The 19,323-nt window shown below is 71.3% G+C and carries 14 protein-coding genes; 7 read left to right on the top strand and 7 right to left on the bottom strand.

The genetic code is table 11. From position 1 onward, the window contains the following. The first annotated feature begins 126 nt into the window (after positions 1 to 126). From Ate02nite_RS38340 to Ate02nite_RS38330, 3 genes are read left to right on the top strand one after another with little or no spacing between them, the layout of a single operon-like run. The gene (locus Ate02nite_RS38340) at positions 127 to 2,637 is read left to right on the top strand and encodes a putative bifunctional diguanylate cyclase/phosphodiesterase (RefSeq protein ID WP_354263802.1); all 2,511 of its coding nucleotides are present in this window, start codon (positions 127 to 129) and stop codon (positions 2,635 to 2,637) included. A 27-nt stretch (positions 2,638 to 2,664) separates the two neighbouring features. Beyond that, complete coding sequence (locus Ate02nite_RS38335) at positions 2,665 to 3,882, top strand: glycosyltransferase 87 family protein (protein ID WP_203812820.1); 1,218 nt, start codon at positions 2,665 to 2,667, stop codon at positions 3,880 to 3,882. A gap of 23 nt (positions 3,883 to 3,905) precedes the next feature. Next, positions 3,906 to 4,337, top strand: a complete 432-nt coding sequence (locus tag Ate02nite_RS38330; protein WP_203812819.1) for a TFIIB-type zinc ribbon-containing protein — start codon at positions 3,906 to 3,908, stop codon at positions 4,335 to 4,337. Positions 4,338 to 4,395: 58 nt separating this feature from the next. On the opposite strand, the gene Ate02nite_RS38325 is transcribed toward Ate02nite_RS38330, so the two are convergent. Beyond that, complete coding sequence (locus Ate02nite_RS38325; RefSeq protein WP_203812818.1) at positions 4,396 to 5,550, bottom strand: SUKH-3 domain-containing protein; 1,155 nt, start codon at positions 5,548 to 5,550, stop codon at positions 4,396 to 4,398. Between the two features lie 213 nt (positions 5,551 to 5,763). Between Ate02nite_RS38325 and Ate02nite_RS38320 the strand changes: the two genes are divergently transcribed. After that, on the top strand, positions 5,764 to 6,051 hold the full coding sequence (locus Ate02nite_RS38320; protein ID WP_203812817.1) for a hypothetical protein: 288 nt from the start codon (positions 5,764 to 5,766) through the stop codon (positions 6,049 to 6,051). After that, the gene (locus Ate02nite_RS38315) at positions 6,048 to 8,252 is read left to right on the top strand and encodes a toxin glutamine deamidase domain-containing protein (RefSeq protein WP_203812816.1); all 2,205 of its coding nucleotides are present in this window, start codon (positions 6,048 to 6,050) and stop codon (positions 8,250 to 8,252) included. Before Ate02nite_RS38320 ends, Ate02nite_RS38315 begins: the two co-directional genes overlap by 4 nt. A 1-nt stretch (position 8,253) precedes the next feature. Here the strand turns inward: Ate02nite_RS38315 and dnaB are convergent, their stop codons facing one another. Further along, a complete protein-coding gene (gene dnaB, locus Ate02nite_RS38310; protein ID WP_203812815.1) occupies positions 8,254 to 9,711 on the bottom strand; it encodes a replicative DNA helicase in 1,458 nt (485 codons plus the stop codon). A 511-nt stretch (positions 9,712 to 10,222) separates the two neighbouring features. On the opposite strand from dnaB, the gene Ate02nite_RS38305 reads away from it, so the two are divergent. Next, positions 10,223 to 15,349, top strand: a complete 5,127-nt coding sequence (locus Ate02nite_RS38305; protein ID WP_203812814.1) for a hypothetical protein — start codon at positions 10,223 to 10,225, stop codon at positions 15,347 to 15,349. Between the two features lie 79 nt (positions 15,350 to 15,428). On the opposite strand, the gene rplI is transcribed toward Ate02nite_RS38305, so the two are convergent. The 5 genes from rplI to Ate02nite_RS38280 form a co-directional block, all read right to left on the bottom strand. After that, positions 15,429 to 15,878 (bottom strand): 50S ribosomal protein L9, encoded by a 450-nt coding sequence (gene rplI / locus Ate02nite_RS38300; RefSeq protein WP_203812813.1) that lies wholly within the window; start codon positions 15,876 to 15,878, stop codon positions 15,429 to 15,431. Between the two features lie 14 nt (positions 15,879 to 15,892). Then, on the bottom strand, positions 15,893 to 16,132 hold the full coding sequence (gene rpsR, locus Ate02nite_RS38295; RefSeq protein WP_007073789.1) for a 30S ribosomal protein S18: 240 nt from the start codon (positions 16,130 to 16,132) through the stop codon (positions 15,893 to 15,895). A 36-nt stretch (positions 16,133 to 16,168) separates the two neighbouring features. Next, positions 16,169 to 16,735 (bottom strand): single-stranded DNA-binding protein, encoded by a 567-nt coding sequence (locus Ate02nite_RS38290; RefSeq protein WP_203812812.1) that lies wholly within the window; start codon positions 16,733 to 16,735, stop codon positions 16,169 to 16,171. Positions 16,736 to 16,800: 65 nt separating this feature from the next. Further along, positions 16,801 to 17,091 carry a 30S ribosomal protein S6 gene (gene rpsF, locus Ate02nite_RS38285; protein ID WP_202998188.1) on the bottom strand — a complete coding sequence of 97 codons (291 nt, stop codon included), beginning with the start codon at positions 17,089 to 17,091 and terminating at the stop codon, positions 16,801 to 16,803. A gap of 291 nt (positions 17,092 to 17,382) precedes the next feature. Beyond that, positions 17,383 to 18,351 (bottom strand): hypothetical protein, encoded by a 969-nt coding sequence (locus tag Ate02nite_RS38280; RefSeq protein WP_203812811.1) that lies wholly within the window; start codon positions 18,349 to 18,351, stop codon positions 17,383 to 17,385. 108 nt (positions 18,352 to 18,459) lie between these two features. On the opposite strand from Ate02nite_RS38280, the gene Ate02nite_RS38275 reads away from it, so the two are divergent. After that, the gene (locus Ate02nite_RS38275; RefSeq protein WP_203812810.1) at positions 18,460 to 19,236 is read left to right on the top strand and encodes a deoxyribonuclease IV; all 777 of its coding nucleotides are present in this window, start codon (positions 18,460 to 18,462) and stop codon (positions 19,234 to 19,236) included. The last annotated feature ends 87 nt before the right edge of the window (positions 19,237 to 19,323 follow it).

Raw genomic sequence — 19,323 nt, 5'->3', positions numbered from 1 at the left:
GCCTCACACCGCGAGGAGAGACAATGCGAAACCACGTCTGGGAGTGACTTAGTGCGCGAACTGGCGCGCATGAATACGCTTGAGCCCGGGACGAACCCCGTAGAGCTCGGCGACAGGACAACTCCGTTGCACACGCGAAGCTCCAACGACGACGCGACCGATCGGCGGCTCAAGCTGCTAATCGGTCTCGTCGTCGTTCTGGCGGCCGGCGTCGCGACCATGGATGTCTGGCATGCGATCGCCACTCACGCCGCAGTACCCCATCCACTGGTACTGGTTCTGATCTACGCAATCTCGTTGATTTCGTTCCGGATCAAGATCGTGATTCGGGTTCGGTCCAACCAGAGCGGCTTTACCTGGGTGGGCGTCCCGATCATGGCGGGCTTGGTACTGCTACCGGTGCCGTGGGTCGTGCTTTGCGTCACGGCCGGAATGGCCACCGTCCGCATTCTCAATCGCGCCGATCCACTCCGGGCGGTCTTCGCGATCGCCAAGGAAGTCCTGGTCATCAGCGCTGCGGGAGCGGCTTTGCTGCTGCTCGGGGCCCAGCCCAGCATCGATCAGCCGCAGGCGTCGGTCGCCGCGGTGGTCGTTGCCTTCCTTGCCTCGTGGCTCGTTGACGACCTTGTGTTCTATCCGGTCATTGCCGTCGCGTCGCGGTCGACCATCGGCAAGCTCTACCGCAACGACATCAGTGAGCAGGTCATCTTCCGGGCCGCCACGCTGGCGACGATCATCTACATCAACGAGGTGCTGGTCATGGGGGCCAGCCTCGTCCTGCTCGCCTTCGTGCCGGCGCTCGTCGGCTGCCTGCACCTGTGGCGGCTGCGCCGGCTGCGCACCCAGCAGGAGCGCGAGGCGTGGCGGCAGCTCGCCGACACCACCGACGAGCTCAGCTCGGTCGACCTCAATCAGGTGCTGCACATCGCCGCGGCCCAGGGCTCGAAACTCTTCTCGGCCGGCGAGGTGGAGATCGACCTGACCGCGTCCGGCGTCGACCGGGTGGTGCGGGCCGACACCGACGGCGTGACCTACGACGGGCCCGGGCCACGCAAGTTCGACGGCGATCTGTCGATCACCAACGAGCTCGAGACTCGAGACCGCAGCTATCAGGCCGGCCTACTGGTCCTCGACTTCGGCGGCAAGGTCAAGCTGACCGAGTTCGAGCAGTACAAACTGAAGACCTTCGGCTCGGCCCTGTGCACCGCCATCCGCAACGCCGCGGCCTACGCGGAACTGCAACGGATCAACGAGCAGAACGCGTACGACGCCGCGCACGACCCGCTCACCGGCCTGGCCAACCGCCGCGAACTGTACGAACGAGCCGACGAGTACTTCGCCGGCCGCACCGACGACGGCGTGGTCGCCCTGCTGCTGATCGACCTCAACCACTTCAAAGAGGTCAACGACACGCTCGGGCACGCGGCCGGTGACGCGGTGCTGCGCGAGGTGGCCCGCCGGCTCGACGACGCCGCGGCCCCCGGCGACCTGGTCGCCCGGCTCGGCGGTGACGAGTTCGCCGTCCTGCTGGTCAACCTGCTCACCCCGGCACTGGCGACGCACCGGGCCGAACAGATGCTCGGCGCGCTCGAGACCACCCTCGAGGTCGAGGGCATGCAGATCACGGTCGAGGCGGCCGGCGGCATCGCGCTCGCCCCCGGCAGCGGCGGCATCAACGAGCTGATGCGACGCGCCGACGTAGCTATGTACCAAGCGAAGCGGGCCGGTCAGCCGACCGCCACCTACGCGCACGCCCAGGACACCGCCGACGTCGAGCGGCTCATGCTCGGTGGCGAGCTGCAGCGGGCGGTCGCCGAGCAGGAGTTCGTGGTCGACTTCCAGCCGATCGTCGACCTCGGCAGCGGCGAGGTGATCTCGGCCGAGGCCCTGGCCCGCTGGCAGCACCCCGAGTACGGCTACCTCACCCCGATGCAGTTCCTCGAGACGGTCGAGCGCTCCGGCCAGTTGCCCGCGTTCGCCGACGCCGTGCTCGATCAGGCGCTCGCCGCCTCCAACGTCTGGCGCGCGGCCGGCTTCGACCTGCCCGTCGCCGTCAACGTGTCGCCGCGCAGCCTGCTCGACCCGCGTTTCCCGGCCACCGTGCTGACCCGGCTCGCCCGGCACGACGTACCGCCGGAGCGTCTCGTCCTCGAACTCGCCGAGACCCTGACGATCAGCCAGCTCGACACCGTCAGCCGGGCCCTCGACGAGCTGCGCGAGGCCGGCGTCCGGCTGGCCCTCGACGACTTCGGCACCGGCGTCTCGCCGCTATCGGTGCTGTCACACATCCCGGTCAACCAGCTGAAGATCGACCGAGGCTTCGTCACCGCCCTGGAAACCTCCTCCGAGGCGGCCGCGGTGGTTCGGTCGACCGTCGACCTGGCTCGCAGCCTTCATCTCACGGTGATCGCCGAGGGCGTGGAAAGCGAACCGCAGCGGCACGCCCTCTGGGAGCTGGGTTGCGTGGCCGGTCAGGGTCACCTCTTCGCCCGCCCGATGTCGTCGGTCCGGCTACTCGGCACGCTGCAGCGCGGCACCGGCGGGCGGCCGGGCGCGCTCGCGTCGGCGCTGCACGACGCCGGCGCGGTGGTCCGCATGCCGCGGCGGCGCACGACCGGGCCCGGCCGCACCGGCTGATCGTCCGGCTCTGCGACACTTGGCGGCGTGACCAACCTGCTCACGCGCATCGACCGGGCGGGCGGCGGCCGTACGGCTGACCTGTTTCTTTATGTCTTGTCGGCCCTCTTCGCGTTGGTCACCGCGCTCACCTCGACCCTGCTGCCACATCGTGCCTGGGGTTGGATCGCCGCTTTCGGGTACGCGGCCGCCGCTGTCGGCGTCTTCCTGCTGCGTCGCCACCTGCTCGTCTGGCTCACCTGGGCGGCGGTGGCCCTGCTGCCGCTGATCGTCGAGGCGGTGCAGCGGTCCGGCGGGCGCACCGACCGGGCTCAGGAAGAGGTGCTTGTCGTCGAGCGGATGGGGGCGCGGCTCCTGCACGACGGCACGCCCTACCTGGGCCGGGATTCGCTGCTGGCGCTTCCGGCCGATGATCGGCTGATGGGGTACAGCCCCTACCAGCCGGGGATGGCGATCTTCGGCCTGCCGCGAGCCGTCTTCGGGGACTTCTGGTGGACCGACGCCCGGGTCTGGTTCGCGGTCGCGACCGCGGCCGCGTTGATCGCCGCCGCACGTCTGCTCGGCTCCTCTTCGGCGCTGGTGCGCGGGTTGCAGGCCGCGACCGTGTTCCCGATCTGCGCGCTCACCCTGGCCACCGGGGGCGACGACATCCCGGTCATGGCGCTCTGCCTGCTGGCCCTGACTCTCGCCGCCGCCGACCGCTACGGGTGGGCCGGCGTGGCCGTCGGGGCCGCCGCGGCCTGCAAGCTGTTCGCCTTCCCGGTCGTCGCGGTGCTGATCGTGCTGGCCATCGCCAACCGGCGGTGGAGGTCGTTGCTGCCCGGCGCGATCGGACTGCCGCTGCTCGTGCTGATCCCGCCGTTCCTGGTCGACGCGGACGCGTTCGTGGAGAACGTGCTGCGCTTCCCGCTCGGCCACGGCGTGGTGACCAGTCCGGCGCAGTCGCCGTTCCCCGGTTACCTGATCGCGCAAAACTTGCCCGGCGGCCGGTACGTTGCCTCGGCCCTGCTGGTCGCGGTGGCACTGCTGATCGGTTTCCGGCTGCTGCGGTGGCCGCCCCGCACCGCCCGGGCCGCCGCCCTGATCAGCGGATGGGGTCTGCTCGCCGCGATCTTGCTGATGCCCACGACCCGCTTCGGCTACCTTCTCTACCCCGTGGCGCTCCTGGTGTGGGCGCCCGCTCTGGCCTCTCCCGCCGCTGTGCACACACAGGAAGCACACAGCCGGACGCCGCCCGCAAGGTGACACAGCCTTGTACCGTCAGTGAGATGCAGATGACCTGTCCGAAGTGTCACGGCGAGATGCGAGTGTACGAGCGCAGCGGCGTAACGGTCGATCAGTGCACCGAGTGCCGGGGCATCTTCCTCGATCGTGGTGAGCTGGAAAAACTCTTCGAGGCCGAGTCGAACTGGAACAGTCGGCAGGCCCCGTCCCGCCCGGCCGCACCCACAGCACCGCCGCCGGGCGCCTACGCCCCGCCGCCGCCCCCGCCGGCCCACGGCGGCGGTTACGCGGCTCCCCAGCCCGGTTACGGCCAGCCCGGTTACGGCCAGCCCGCTTACGGTCAGCCGGCCGCGCACGGTTACCCCGCTGCCGCCCCGCAATATGGGCATCACGGCCACTACCGGCAGCATGGCGGCCACCATGGCCACTACCGCAACAAGCGTAAGAAGAGCTTCCTGAACGAACTCTTCGACTGATCCGTCCCGCCGTTGTCCGTCCGCCGCGCCGACTCATCAACCGGGTCGGCGCGGACGGTCACGGCCACGAGCCGTCGTCGTGCAGACGGTCGGCCGGGCCGTCGCCGGTGAGCAGGCCGATCACGGCCTCGTCCACGGTTTCGCCGACGAACCAGTCGCCCGCCTGGTCCAGGATGAAGACCCGCGAACGCTCGTCGATCACCACGAGCGCGTCGCCGCCCTCCACCGCCAACGGGAAAACCGGCACACCGAGCACCTCGGCCAACTCGACCAGGGCCCGGTGCTGGCGGGCCGCCGGGAGCGGGTCGAAGGTCAACAGCCGGATCGCGCGCCGACGACCCGGGCCGCGGCGGCCGCAGCGCACCCCGGCGAATTCGGACAGTGCCCGCCGAGCGGCCGGGAAGGCGGGCAGGCCACTGAGCCGCTCGGCCTCCTCGATCGCGGCGACCAGCGGCAACTCGACTCCCAGCCAGCCGCCACCGGCCAGGACCCGGGACACCTCGGGCGGGAAACGACCGGCCGGGCCGTCGACACCGTGGTGCCACTCGGCGGCATAGCCGAGGTCGGACGGCGGCAGCAGACCCAGATCGACAAGCACCGCCAGGCAGGTCTCGCAGGGCCGAACCGGTGCGCCCGCGTCGGGGTCGCCCTGGTCGCGGACGAGGAAGGTGCCGAAGCCACCACTCCGCAGACCGTCCCGGCCGACCTCGTGCAGGGCGTCCGAGGCGGCGATCAGCTCGGCGTGGCGCTCGGCGCCGCGCACTCGGGACGCCACCGGCATCGTGCCCAGCCTGCCCTCCACCAGCGGATGGTGGCTGATCGTCTGGTCGCCCTTGGCGCCCTGGGCCCGGAACAGCCGGCCGTCGACGACGAGCTCGGCGACCGTGGCCGGGCTGGGCCGTCGGCGGACCGACCGGCGGAGCGTCGCCCACGCGTCGACCGTCGCCGAGGGCTGCGGCCGGCGCTCCCGATAGAGGGTGGCGATGTCGTCCGGCGGGATGGCCGGCCAGGTCGACAGCACGCCCGTCTCCCGGTCGATCACCGTGCGGGCGCCATCGCCGGGAACCGGCAGCACGTCGGGCGCCGGCCGAGTCCAGATCACCCAGCCGAGATCGAACTCGGCGAGGGCCGGCACACATCCGTAACCCCGCTGATCGGCCTCGCCACGCGCCCAGCGTGCGGCGATCTCCTCGGCCTCACCCCGAGTGATCATTGTGGATTTCCCTCCTTGTGCGGAATGAAGTTACCGGATCGCCCAACGTGACGACGCCCGGTAAAGTCACGACGTTCGATGGCGGCGAACGGGAGTCAACACCGTGGTAGACCAGGCGTTTTGCAAACGACGGTCCGATCAGGACGGTCCCCTCGGTCGGGCCAGCTATCCGGAACCCGACAGTTCCTTCCGGGCTACCCGGGACGATCTGCGGTGAGCGACGACGACGAGCTCGACTTCGACCCGGCGTGGCAGGGGGCGCGACTACTCAGCGCCGCCGGTCGCGAGCTGGGTGCACAGCGTGACGGTCCCGGCGCGGCGGTCGCCGCCGTGTCGGCCGCGCCGCCGTGGGGTGGCGACGAGGCCGGGCAGGCTTTCGAGCAGCGCTACCGCCCGGTCGAGACCCAGGTCCTCACCGCCTGGCAGCAACTCGCGGCGTATGTGGAAAGTCTCGGCGACGCCGCCGCCCGCGCCGCTCAGGACAGCCTGGAGCAACCGTGACGGCGCTGCCCAGCCCGATCCCGCACCCCCTCCAGCAGCTTCCGTTCGACGTGCCGCGCTGGGTTCACGAGACACTCGAGTGGGTGGTCGGTCCCGACTGGCCGGCCGGTGACGAGGCCGCCACCTGGGACGTCGCGGACCGCTGGTTCGCGGTGGCGGCCGCCCTGGCCGCGCCGCACGAGGCGGCCTTCGCCGGCGCGGCCCAGATCATGGCCGGTTACCGCAACGCCGGCTTCCAGGACGCCTGGCAGCGGCTGGCCGGCGATCCGGCGGCGCCGCTCAATTCACTGATCGAGATCGCGCACGAGCTGGGCGGACTGGTCGAGGAGTGCGGCCGGGACCTGGAGGCGGCCAAGCTGGAGGCCTGGATCGAGGTCGGCCTGCTGCTGACCGAACTCCTCGGCACGATGGTCGCGACGGCGCTCACGCTGGGCGCGTCCGCGCCGGCGGCCGGTGGGCTGCTGATGGCGACCAGGTTCGCCATCCGGGAAAGCTCCGGACGCCTGACCGACCGGCTGAGCGCCGGGCCGGCGGCCTCCGCCCCGCCTGCGCCCGGGCCTGCGGCCCCAGCCGACGTCGCCCAGCCGCAGCCCAGGCGCGCGGCTTCCGCTGACGTAGCCCAACCCCAGTCTGGGCGTGCGGCCTCCGCCGAGGTCGCCCAATCCCCACCCGGGCGTACGGATGAGAACGCCACCCGCCGCCTGTTTCCGCCGGCGGATCGGGTTGGCTCCGGGGCTCCGCGCGTGATCAGTGCCGCCGGGGTGCTGCGGCACGCCAATCGCCCCGCGGCCACCCGGCCGGTTGCCGAGAATGGGCTGCTCGAGGTCGGCGCCGAACCGGGTGCCATCACCCGGCGGATCCCACGGTCCGAATTGGAGCGGATCGTCGAAGCGCTCGGGCATGAGGCACCGCGGCCCGCGGTCCCCGATCTTGTCGAGCCGCCGTCGGCATCTGCCCGCATCGACGCGGCGGAGCCGGGCATCCGAACCGTCGCGATCATCCCGCCACGCCCGGCGGCCCTCCCGGTGCCGCCCGCGGAGCCTCTCCGGCCGCTGGAACATTCCGGATATGCCGCTGATATACGAGGCGCGGAATATGCCGGCTTCCTGGCGGCCGTCGCCGACGACACCCGGGTGCGGATTCGGGACCTGGGCCGACTCGCCGACCAGGAGATCCTCACCGGTTCTACCCGGCGCGGTGAGGAACTGCGAACTCGCTCGACGGACCTTCGAGCCCTGCTGGCCGAGATCGAGTCGGGTCAGGCGCGGGTCGCCGCCGGCAAGCTCGATCCGGCCGTGGTCCGGCTCGATCCGGCCGTAATCGGGCTTGATCCGACCGCCGAACGGGAACTGCTCGGCGGCGAGCTCGCGCCGGGCGGGATGAACAGCGGCGAGCTCGCGCCGGGCGGGATAAATGGCGACGAGCGATCCGCGCTGACCGGGAAGGACGAGCCGCCGCCGATCGACCGGACTCGTCGCTACGGCACCTACGGGGGTTTGCGCACGCCCCTCGCCGCACATCAGAGGGCGCTGGAAGACGCGATGCCGCAGGACGGCGACGGCCGGGCGGTGCGCCTGGCCGATCCGCGATCCGGGCGATGGTTCAGCCTGGCCAACGCCGACGGGCCGGCGGGCGACCCGACACGGGGGCTGAACTGCCTCGACGGGGTGCTGGCGCTCTTCGACACCTATGTGCACGGACGGCCGCGGGTGGCGGCGGCGCGCACGTTCGACGCCTACGCCGCCGGCGATCCGGACCGGCCGGTCGGCGCCGAATGGCACGGTTTGCGGCGGGTTGAGCTGGCGACCGGCACGACGTTTCAGAACCTCTGCCCGTTCCAGGGCGGTGCCGACCCCGACGCGGCCAAGCCGGCGGTCGACGCCGCTATGCGAAACCTGTCGAACCACCTGCACAATTCCGGCCACGGCGCGTTCGCCTTCATCCTGACCGACCTGGAGGAGGGCGGCTGCCACGCCTGGGCCGCGGCGAACCACGACGGCGCCATCCTCTTCCTCGACCCCCAAGTGGGCCGGATCAGCGAAGAGGTTCCCCTTTACCGCCATCACGGCGTGCCATCGACCGCCAACGTCGTCTCAGTGGACGCCCTGGTCGTCGACGGCCAGGGCCACCCGGCGCCGTTGCCGTACCACGGGCCGGGTCAGTGGAGCACCGCGTCGGTGCTGGTCGCCGACTCGGAATGAGTCAGACGATCGCCATGTCGACGAAGCGGGACAGGTGCAGCTGCGCCGCCACCGTGATCGTGTCGGTCGGGCCGTTTCGGTGCTTGGCCACGATGAAGTCGGCCTCACCGGCCCGGGGTGACTCCTTGTCGTAGTAGTCGTCACGGTGCAACAGGATGACGACGTCGGCGTCCTGCTCGATCGAGCCGGACTCGCGCAGGTCGGACAGCTGGGGGCGCTTGTCGGTGCGCTGCTCGGGACCACGGTTCAGCTGCGACACCGCGATCACCGGACACTCGACCTCCTTGGCCAGAAGCTTGAGGCCTCGGGACAGCTCGGAGACCTCCTGCTGACGGCTCTCGGTCTTCTTCGGCGAGCTCATCAGCTGGAGGTAGTCGATCACCAGGAGCTTGAGGTTGTGGCGCTGCTTGAGACGGCGGGCCTTGGCCCGGATCTCCATCAGGTTCATGTTCGGCGTGTCGTCGACGAAGATCGGGGCCTCGCTGATCTCGCCCATCCGGCGGGCCAGCTTGCTCCAGTCGTCATCGGTGAGCTGGCCGGAACGCAGCACGTGCAGCGGCACCCGGGCCTCGGCGGAGAGCAGCCGCATGACCATCTCGATCTTGCTCATTTCCAGCGAGAAGATGGCACTGGCGCAGTTGTGCCGGATCGCCGCGTTACGCGCGAAGTCCATGCTGGCGGTCGACTTACCGAGACCGGGTCGCCCGGCCACGATGATCAGCTGGCCGGGGTGCAGGCCGTTGAGCAGCCGGTCGAGGTCGGAGAAGCCGGTCGGCACACCGCTCATGCCACCGCCCGCGGCGCCGACCGCCTCGATCTCGTCGAGGGTGGGCTGCAGCATGTCGCCGAGAGCCGCGAAGTCTTCGCTGACCCGTTTCTCGGTGACGTCGTAGATCGCCTGCTGGGCCAGGTCGACGATGTCGTCGACATCGCGGCCGCCATTGCCGCCGGCGCCGTAGCCGAGCTGAACGATCTTCGTGCCCGCCTCGACGACCCGGCGCAGGATGGCCCGCTCGGAGACGATGCGCGCGTAATAGGAAGCGTTGGCCGCGGTGGGCACGCTCTCGATCAACGTGTGCAGGTAGGGCACGCCACCGATGCGCTGCAGGTCGCCCGAGTCGGACAGGGCCGCCGCCACGGTGAGCGCGTCGGCCGGCTCACCCCGCCCGTAGAGATCGATGATGACGTCGAAGATCGTGGCGTGCACCGGACGGTAGAAGTCGTGCACCTTGAGAATCTCGACGACGTCGGCGACGGCGTCCTTGGACAGCAGCATGCCGCCGAGCACGCCCTGCTCGGCCGCGACGTCCTGCGGCGGGGACTTGTCGAAGCCACGATCGGGCGGGCCGTCGTTGTTGGTCGGGCCACCGCCGCCCGGGCCACCATTGCGCGGCGGTCCGTTTCCGCCGGATTGTGCCGGTGGTCGTGACTCCGGCCGTGCGTCGTCGGTGATTGACACCCGGAGACTCCCTCCACTCGGCGGTGCGGTTCAGGTGATCAAACAACTCGGGTATGACACTTTTGGTGGAACCCGGCCACGATCGAGAAAAAATCTCTCCGATCAAGGCGGCCCCACTCTACGAACCCGCCTGCCACCTGCCCAACTGCGTCGGTGGATGAGTCTCGGGACAACCTGTGGACATCCCGCCCCAGGCTGTGGGCAGTCCTGTGCACATCCTGGGGACAACCCTCGGAGTTTGTGCCACATGTGCCTTATCCAGCAGCGATAACACTGTCCCCACCTGTGGAGGAGGAAAAAGCTGCCCCGCGTGAGCAAGCCGTCGCCCGGAGGCGTTGCGGTTCGGTCTCGCGCACGTCACGCTTTCTGGGTGGACCAACGGGAATGGGACTACGGCGCCCGCATGCCGCGGGATCGCCGCGCGGCACAGCCGTGGCCCTCCCCAAGTCCGGAAAATACTGATTCGGCAGAGCCTGAGCCGAAATGGTCATCGCTGACCGACACCGGGAGCATGCAGCCCAGCCCCGAGGCACTCACCTGGCAGCGCCGCGCCGACGCGTGGGCGCAGCAGGCCGAGTCCGACCAGTCCCAGGCGGTCGAGCCGGTCAACCGATACACCGACGTCGCCAAGGGCCGGCCCGCGTTCCCGGCCGACGGTGTCGGCTGGCGCACCGAGACCTCTGAGTGGCGTGCCACCGGCGCGCGCTGGCGACAGACCACCGAGTGGCGCTCCACCACCGGATCGCACGGCTGGCGCTCCACCACCGAGGCCTGGCAGGCCGGCGGCAACCGGTCCTACGAGACGCCCGCCGAGACGCCGACGTCTCAGCCGGCCATCTCGAGCACCCCGTGGTCCGCCCCCGACGACGCCGAGCCCCGCCCGGCCTGGCAGCAGTTCACCTCGCCGACCGCCGCACCGGCCCCGGAAAACTCCTGGCAGCAGCCGGCGCCACGGCCACCGGCCGAGAGCTCACCGTCCTGGCAGGGGTTCGTCGACCCGAAGCCCGACCAGCCGGCCCGGAACGGCGGCGGCCGCCAGCCATGGCAGCGTGACTCGATCGAGGGCACCGCGACCTGGAGCGATCTGACCGACAACCGGTCCGCGTCGGCCGGCGCCCAGCAAGACCCGGAGTCCATCTCCAACTGGCTGCGCATGGACGACCCGGCCGAACGACCGAGCTGGCAGACCCCCCGCGACGACGGACGCCATCTGGTCCGCGAGGACGACCGCGCCGCCTGGCGGCGAGACGCAGACTCCGGCGATGGATCACCGCAGGTCGGGCGCCGCCGGGCCCCCGAGGGCGGATCAAGACCGTCCGGGGGTACGGGTTGGGCCACCCGCTCCGACTCGGACAACTGGGCCGGCCACACCGACACCAGCAGCATGCCGGCGTTCACCGACCCCACGACGTCGACCTGGTCCACCGGCGCCGATCCCGCCACCACCGGCCGGCACGACGCCTCCACGGGCCGCCGTGCCCTCCCGTCGGCGCCCTACGAAGACTCCGGCCAGCGAGCCAACCCCTATGACCAGCCCAGCCGCCGCTCCCGCCGCGACGACGCCGGCCGCCCCGATCCCAGCCGCACCGACTCCGGCGCCCGCAGCGCGGCCGCGCCGATGCCGATCAGCTACGACGACCGGCCGGCCGGTCACGCTGCGGAGGCCCCGCCCGCGCCGCGCCGCAATCGCTACGCGGACGAGGCGCCCGCGGCCGACGCCCCACGCGGGTACGCCGGCGACCCGCCCGCATCCGCCCCTACCACCGGCTACGGCCGCGGCAGCTACTCCGCCGACCCGCAGCCGGCCGACGGCCGCGGCACGCGCTACCCGACCGAGCCACCATCCTCGGCACCGACCACCGGCTTCGGCCGCGGCGCCGCCTATGGGGCCGACCCCCAGTCGGCTCCGGGCCGCAGCGCCTACCCCGCCGAGCCACCGGCCGCCGCTCCGACCACGGGCTTCGGCCGCGGCAACTACCAGGCCGACCCGCAATCGGCCGGCGCTCGCGGCACGAACTACCCCGCCGAGCCACCATCCTCGGCGCCGACCACCGGCTTCGGCCGCGGCGCGGCCTACTCGGCCGACCCGCAGTCGGCCCCCGGCCGTAGCGCTGGCTACCCAGCCGACTCGCAGTCGGCCCCAAGCCGCAGCGCCGGCTACCCGGCCGATCCGCAGTCGGCCCCTAGCCGCAGCACCGGCTACCCGGCCGACTCGCAGTCGGCCCCCGGCCGCGGACCCGGCTATCCGGCGGACTCGCAGTCGGCTCCCGGCCGCGCCGCCTACCCCGCAGAGCCTCCGCCGGTCGCGCCGACCACCGGGTTTGGCCGCGGCGCCGCTTACCCCGCCGACCCAGCGACCAACGGTCGCGGGGCCTACCCCTCGGAGCCGTCGGCCGCTGCGCCGACCACCGGTTTCGGGCGTGGCGCCTATTCAGCCGACCCGCCGGCCAACGGCCGCGGCGCCTACCCGTCGGAGCCGCCCGCTGCCGCTCCGACCACCGGCTTCGGCCGCGGTTACCCGGCTGACCCGCCGGCCTCGGCGCCTACGACCGGCCTCGGCCGCGGCGGAGCTTCGGCGGAACCGGGCGGATTCGGGCGCGGCGCAGGCCCCGCCGACCAAAACGGCTACGGCCGCAACGGCGCACCCAACGACCCACCCGCATCCGCCCCCACCACCGGCTTCGGCCGCGGTTACCCAGCTGACCCGCCAGCCTCTGCGCCCACAACCGGCTACGGCCGCGGCGGGTCTTCGGCGGAGCCAGGCGGATTCGGGCGCGGCGCAGGCCCCGCCGACCAAAACGGCTACGGCCGCAACGGCGCATTCACCGACCCACCGGCCTCGGCGCCCACGACCGGCTACGGTCGCGGCGGAGCTCCGGCCGAGCCGGGCGGATTCGGGCGCGGCGCAGGCCCCGCCGACCAAAACGGCTACGGCCGCAACGGCGCACCCACCGACCCACCCGCATCGGCCCCCACCACCGGCTTCGGACGCGGCGGATCTTCGGCTGAGCCGGGCAGCTACGGCCGGAGCGCTGGCCCCGCCGATCAAACCGGCTTCGGACGCGACGCCGGACCTGGCGGATTCGGGCGCGGTGCGGGCCCGGGTGAGCAGGCTGGCTACGGCCGCGACGCTGGGCCCGGCGAGCCTGGCGGACTCGGGCGCGGCAGCGGACCGGGCGACCAAGGCGGCTACGGCCGGGACGCCGGACCAGGCGAGCCGGGTGGATTCGGGCGCGGTGCTGGGCCGGGCGAGCAGGCTGGCTACGGCCGCGACGCCGGACCAGGCGAGCCGGGTGGATTCGGGCGCGGTGCTGGGCCAGGTGAGCAGGGCGGGCCGGGATTCGGCCGGGGTGCTGCCGGTCCCGGTCAGGCTGCGATTTCGTCGACCGGCATCGGTCGGCGGCGCAGCCGGGGCGAGGCCGAGCCGACCGACGACCCGCGTTTTGCCGGGGACGACCGCGGGGACACCGGTGCGCCGAGCGGGCCCGCAGGTCCGGGTGGCCGCCGAGGCGGACGGCCGGATGGTTCGCCGCGGCCTCCGTCACGTGGCAAGGCGCGTTACAACGAGGTCAAGGACGACTGGCGCGAGCACACCGGCTCCTGGGCTGCCGAACCGGACACCAGCAGCTGGACCCGCGACCCCGACACCGGCCAGTGGACCCGCTCCGACGATGACCCGCGCGTGCAGGCGTGGCGTGACGAGGCCTCCCGCCGCGAGTCCGGGCAACCGCCGCAGCCCCCACGTCGCGAGTTACCGGCCGGACCATCTACACCGGACGATGGCGGCCGCGCGGCACGCCGCCGGCCGGAACCCGACGACGACTGGCGCACACCTCCCGGCCAGGACGGCGGCCCGGGCCCCGCACCGCGCAGTGCCATGCCCTCGAGTGCACCGCGCAGCGCGATGCCGTCCAACTCCCCGCGCAGCGCGATGCCGTCCAGTGCACCGCGCAGCGCGATGCCGTCCAGTTCGCCGCGCAGTGCGATGCCCTACGGCACGCCGCCCGGTGACGATTTCGACTACCCCGCTCCGGGTCGTGGCGAGGGCGGCCCGTCGAGCGCGCCGCGCAGCGGTCCGGCCTACGGCAGCACTCCGCGGCGGGCTCTGCCCAGCGGCCGCGCCCGCCCGGACGACACCAGCACCTACGGTGGCGGTGGCTCGGCCGGCGGGCCCGTGTATGACGACGGCCCGGTCTATGGTGCGGGTCCCGGCAACGGCGGTTCGGCGGGCGGGCCGACCTACGGCAGCGCCGCCCCCGCGAGCGGCCCGGCCTACGGCGGCAGCGCCGCCCCCGCGAGTGGTCCCGCCTACGGCACCCCGCGGCGCGCACTCCCGAGCGGTCGCACCCGTTCCGACGACGAAACCACGACCTTCGGCGCGGCCCCCACCAGCGGCCCGGCGTACGGCGGCGGCCCGGCCTACGGCAGCAGCGCCTCCGCGGGTGGCCCCGTCTACGGCGGCACCGTCATCCCGGCGAGTGGCCCGGCCTACGGCGGCAGCGCCGCTCCCGCGAGCGGGCCGGCCTACGGCTCGCCGCGCCGCGAGCTGCCCAGCGGCCGCGCCCGGGTGGACGGGCCCGCCGCCCCGAACAGCCTCGTTCCGTACGGCGGTCCCGGCAACGCGCCCCGCAGCGGCGTTCCCTATGGCGCACCCGCGAGCGCCCCGCGCAGCGGCGTTCCCTACGGCACCCGTCGGCGAGCCGACGAGGCGCCGCCCGCGGCGGATGACTGGCGACTCGACCTCGATCCGTCCGGTGCCGGGCGCCGGGCGGTCGAAGAACCGCCGGGGGCCGATGACTGGCGCCGTGACCTGGACCCGTCCGGTGCGGGACGGCGGCGGGTCGAGGAACCGCCCGGCGCGGCCGACTGGCGACGTGATCTCGATCCGGAGAGCGGCCGGCGACTCGAGGCCGCCGCGGAAGCTCCTTCGTGGACGCTCGGCGATCCGGCCAGCAAGGATCTCAGTTCCTGGCGGCTCGACGAGAGCACCGACACCGGCCGCGGTTCGGCCGTCTACCGGGAGAGCGGCGGCGACGACTGGCGCCGAGATCTCGCTGATCCCGCCGACCTGGCCGACGGTGAATCCCGGCGCTTCGGCACCTCGGATTACGTGCCCTTTCGGTCGGGCGGCTCAGCCGCCGTACCGCGATCGTCGAACTTATCCTCCACCTCCACCTCGCTGATCTCGCCGGTCCCGCGCGAACAGCGGGACCCGATGTCGCGTGGCTTCCAGAGCGGCATGACCGGCTCGTACGAGCGACGGCCGGTCACCGGCAGCTTCCCGACGATCCGGAAGAGCGACCTGCTCGACCCGGACGACGAGGAGACTGATGAGGAGTCGGGCGGCCCACTAGCTGCGGTCGGCTACACGGTGATCTGGTACGGCGTACCGATCGTCCTGTTCATCATCTACATGCTGGTGGCCAACTCCGGTTCGCAGTCGCACGCGCTGGACACGCTGGCCAGCGCGGCTCCGCAGTTCCTCGTCTCGCTGGTGCTCAGCGTGCTGGTCGCGGTCGGCATCCGGCGGTTCAGCAGTTCGTGGAAGGCGATAAGCGTGGGCCTCGCGGCCGCGGTCGTCGGTGGCGGCTTGGCCACCGTGCTGGCCTCCGCGATCACCGGCAACAGCCTGAGCTGACCGCCTCAAACCCGCCGCAAGCCCCCGGAACGCCATCGGCGCGCCGGGCCGAAGCCCGACGCGCCGATGAAAAAGTGAATTACTTGGCGGCTACCACGTTCACCGGGAACGTCGCGGTCACCTCGGGGTGCAGCTTGACCTGCACGTTGTACGAGCCGGTGGTCTTGATGTGACCCGGCAGCTCGAGACGACGGCGGTCCAGCACCGGGCCGCCGGCGGCCTTGACCGCGTCGGCGATCTCGGCCGGGGTGATCGAGCCGAACAGACGCCCACCGTTGCCGGAACGCGCGTTCAGCGTGACCTTGAGGCCGGACAGCTGCTCCTTGACCTCGTTGGCCTGACCCAGGTCGCGGATCTCCCGGGCGTCACGCGCCCGCTTGATGACGACGACCTGCTTCTCGGCACCCTTGGTCCACAGGATCGCGAAACCCTGGGGCAGCAGGTAGTTACGGCCGTAGCCGTTCTTGACCTCGACGATGTCGCCGGGAGTGCCGAGACCGGACACTTCCTGAGTGAGGATGATCTTCATTTCGCAGACCTTCCTCAGCGCGCCGTCGCCGTGTAGGGCAGAAGTGCCATCTCGCGGGCGTTCTTGACCGCGCGGGCAATCTGCCGCTGCTGCTGGGACGTCACTCCGGTGACCCGGCGGGCACGGATCTTGCCCCGGTCGGAGATGAACTTCCGCAGCAGGGCGGTGTCCTTGTAGTCGATGTAGGTGATCCCGTCCTTGTCGAGCGGGTTCACCTTCTTCTTCGGCTTGCGAAGCGCCGCAGCCTTAGCCATTGCTCTTACTCCTGAACTCGATGCAGCCCTCACGGGCTAGAAGGGAGGCTCGTCGTCGAACGAGGAAGTGCCGCCGCCGGAGCGGGCGCCACCTGGGGCCGGAGCGGCAGTCGCCCACGGGTCGTCGAAGTTGCCTCCGCCGCCACCGCTGCTGGTGCTCGTGCTGGGCTGCTGCCGGTTGCCACCGCCACCACCGCCGTTGGAGGCGCCGAAGCCGCCGCCCCCGCCACCGCCGGAGCGGTTCATCCGCTGCACCTTCGCCGTGGCGTAGCGCAGGGACGGGCCGATCTCGTCGACCTCGAGCTCGTAGACGGTGCGCTTCTCTCCCTCGCGGGTCTCGTAAGACCGCTGGCGCAGCCGACCCTGCACGATCACCCGTGAACCGCGTTGCAGCGACTCGGCGACGTGCTCGGCGGCGTCACGCCAGATGTTGCACGCAAGGAACAGTGGCTCGCCGTCTTTCCACTCGCCTGACTGACGGTCCAGGGTCCGCGGCGTGGACGCGATGCGGAACTTGGCAACCGCCGCACCCGACGGGGTGAAGCGCAGCTCGGGATCGTCGGTGAGATTTCCGACGACCGTGATAACGGTTTCTCCTGCCATGATCTACTCCTCGCCGCTGTTCTCGTTCGTAGGAGGTTCTCAGAACCCCCTGACAAAAACGAGGATCAGCGGGTCTCGGGCCGAATGACCTTGGTACGCAGGATGCTCTCGTTGAGCCGCAGCTGACGGTCCAGCTCGGCGACAGCCTCGGGGGTCGCCTGAAGGTCGACGACAGCGTAGATGCCCTCGGCCTTCTTGTTGATCTCGAACGAGAGCCGGCGACGGCCCCAGACGTCGAGCTTCTCCACCGAGCCACCCGCGTTCGTGATCACCTTCAGGTACTGATCGAGCGACGGGGCGATGGTGCGCTCCTCGAGCGAAGGATCGAGGATCACCATAAGTTCGTAATGACGCAAGACATTCACCTCCTGTGGGCTATGCGGCCACGGTCTCTCCGTGGCAGGAGGTCTTGTGTCGCTCGCAATGAAAAGCCGTGGACGGGAAAGCCCACGGCCACACTGCGAACCGAGCAAGCATACCCAGGCGGGTCGACCTGCCCAAATCGAAAGGACCCCGTCCACCGACGGGGTCCTTCTCGCTTCAGCCGCGGGGCGCCCGATCCGCTTTCGCTGGGTGGGACCTGGGGAGGAACGACCACACCGATGAGGTTGGACGCGGCCGCCCCGCGGAGCTTGTTGACGACTACGTTACGCCACGTTTGCCCGGTTTGCACGCTGCGACACGATTGACCGAATTGCCGCAGCACCCACTCCCATCACGCACACCGCGGCGATCACCGCGAGCATTCCGATCGGCCGGGACTCGCTCATCGGCGCCATCGCCGCCACCGGCTCGGCCGCGGCGATCTCGGTGGGCGGCGGGCTCACTGACGCCAGCGCGGCATCCTGCGTGGCCGGGGTCAGATCAAGCTGCGTCGGTACGCCGGTGTCCAGCGTCTTCTGGTCACCCGGAGGCATGCCCGCGAACGCCGGATCGACGCTCCCCGCCGTACTCGCCGGAGTCTTGGTCTTGATCTTTTGATCGGCGCCCGGCTTGGCGGGTCGGTTGGCCGTCGAAGTCCGCCGGGCCGGGCCCCGATCCCCGACATGACCAGCCGCTCCGGTCCGGGTGGAGCGGGTCGTCGCCGGCGCCGAGTTCGGCTTCGTCGTGCCCGCCGCCGACCCGGAGGCCGCCCCCGACGAACCCGACGGCGCCGTGGTCGAATTGCTCGAATTGTCGTCGCTGGGCACCGGGCCCGGATCCGGCATCATCATCGTGGTGGCCGACGGCGAGGCTGTGACCAGCAGCGGCGCGGTGTCCTCGCCGAGCGGGCAGTTCGGATCGACGGTCACCGACGTGGTTCCGCGCCGGAACACCACCTCGGCCGAACCCTCGTCCGGCAGCATGCCCTGGGTCTCGCCGGACAGTTCCAATCGCGCGTTGTAGCCGGTCCGGTTGACCACCCGCACGATGCTGTCGGCCGGAATCACCAGCGACTCGACGTCGGGGTGCGAACGGCAGGAGAGGGCAAACCCCCCGCCGCCACCGAAGGTCACCTGGCGGCCACGCTCGGCCTGCTGCTCGGCACTCGCCGTTCCGTTGGTCAGCAGCGGCGCCCCGAAGATCAGCCCGCCCAGCGCCAAAGCTGTGATCCGGTATCGGAACTGCCGCGACATGAACCATCTCCCAGTTCGATGAAAGCCTCGATTGGGGACAACGAGGTCCGGCGCGGGCCGGTGACGCGGGGAGCGAAAGCGTCGTACCCGCGTCGTAGGCTCTTCCCCATGCGCATCGGAGCTCATGTTGATCCGACCGATCCTCTGGAGGCGGCCGCCGCCCGCGGTGCCGACGCCGTCCAGTTCTTCCTCACCGACCCGCAGGGTTACAAATCGCCTAAACCGCGTGAAGATGCCGCGGCCCTGCGCGAGTCCGAGGTGGACATCTACATCCACGCGCCCTACATCGTGAACGTCGCCTCACCCAACAACCGGATCCGCATCCCGAGCCGCAAGCTGCTCATGGCGCATGCCCGGGCCGCGGCCGAGTTGGGCGCGAAAGGCCTGATCGTGCACGGCGGCCACGTCGGCAAGGACGCCGATCTGGCGGCCGGCTTCGACAATTGGCGCAAGGCCTTCGAATACGCCGAGAAGGACGGCGGGCTGCCGCTGCCGATCCTGATCGAGAACACCGCCGGTGGCGACAACGCGTGCGCTCGCCGCTTCGACGACCTGGCCCGGCTCTGGGAAGCGGTGGCCGGTTTCGGCGCCGGTTTCTGCCTCGACACCTGCCACGCCTTCGCCGGCGGGGAAGACCTCGTCGGCATCGTCGACCGGGTCAAAGCGATCACCGGACGCATCGACCTGATTCACGCCAACGATTCGAAGGGCGGATTCGACTCCGGGCAGGACAGGCACGACAACCTCGGTAATGGCAAGATCGACCCGGACTTGGTGGTGGCCGCGATCCGGGCCTCCGGCGCTCCGGCCGTCGTCGAGACGCCCGGCGGCACCGAAGGTCAGACCGCCGACATCGCCCTTCTGCGGGAGCGGGCGGGCCGCTGACGCGCCCGGTTACTGGGGAGGACCATGACCACCGACCAGCCGAGGCAGCCCACAGCTCCCGGGCCGCCTTCGCAGCGTGCCCCGGAG

Origin of the sequence: Paractinoplanes tereljensis (genome assembly GCF_016862435.1) — a bacterium.
GTDB lineage: Bacteria > Actinomycetota > Actinomycetes > Mycobacteriales > Micromonosporaceae > Actinoplanes > Actinoplanes tereljensis.
The sequence above is the reverse complement of the archived record's forward strand: the minus strand, read 5'-3'. Positions and strand labels throughout refer to the sequence as shown.

Excerpts from the sequence above, each read along its gene's own strand:
- Ate02nite_RS38330 (WP_203812819.1), top strand. The coding sequence starts at position 3,906 with ATGCAGATGACCTGTCCGAAGTGTCACGGCGAGATGCGAGTGTACGAG.
- Ate02nite_RS38325 (WP_203812818.1), bottom strand. The coding sequence starts at position 5,550 with ATGATCACTCGGGGTGAGGCCGAGGAGATCGCCGCACGCTGGGCGCGT.
- Ate02nite_RS38305 (WP_203812814.1), top strand. The coding sequence starts at position 10,223 with ATGCAGCCCAGCCCCGAGGCACTCACCTGGCAGCGCCGCGCCGACGCG.
- rplI (WP_203812813.1), bottom strand. The coding sequence starts at position 15,878 with ATGAAGATCATCCTCACTCAGGAAGTGTCCGGTCTCGGCACTCCCGGC.
- rpsR (WP_007073789.1), bottom strand. The coding sequence starts at position 16,132 with ATGGCTAAGGCTGCGGCGCTTCGCAAGCCGAAGAAGAAGGTGAACCCG.
- Ate02nite_RS38290 (WP_203812812.1), bottom strand. The coding sequence starts at position 16,735 with ATGGCAGGAGAAACCGTTATCACGGTCGTCGGAAATCTCACCGACGAT.
- Ate02nite_RS38280 (WP_203812811.1), bottom strand. The coding sequence starts at position 18,351 with ATGTCGCGGCAGTTCCGATACCGGATCACAGCTTTGGCGCTGGGCGGG.
- Ate02nite_RS38275 (WP_203812810.1), top strand. The coding sequence starts at position 18,460 with ATGCGCATCGGAGCTCATGTTGATCCGACCGATCCTCTGGAGGCGGCC.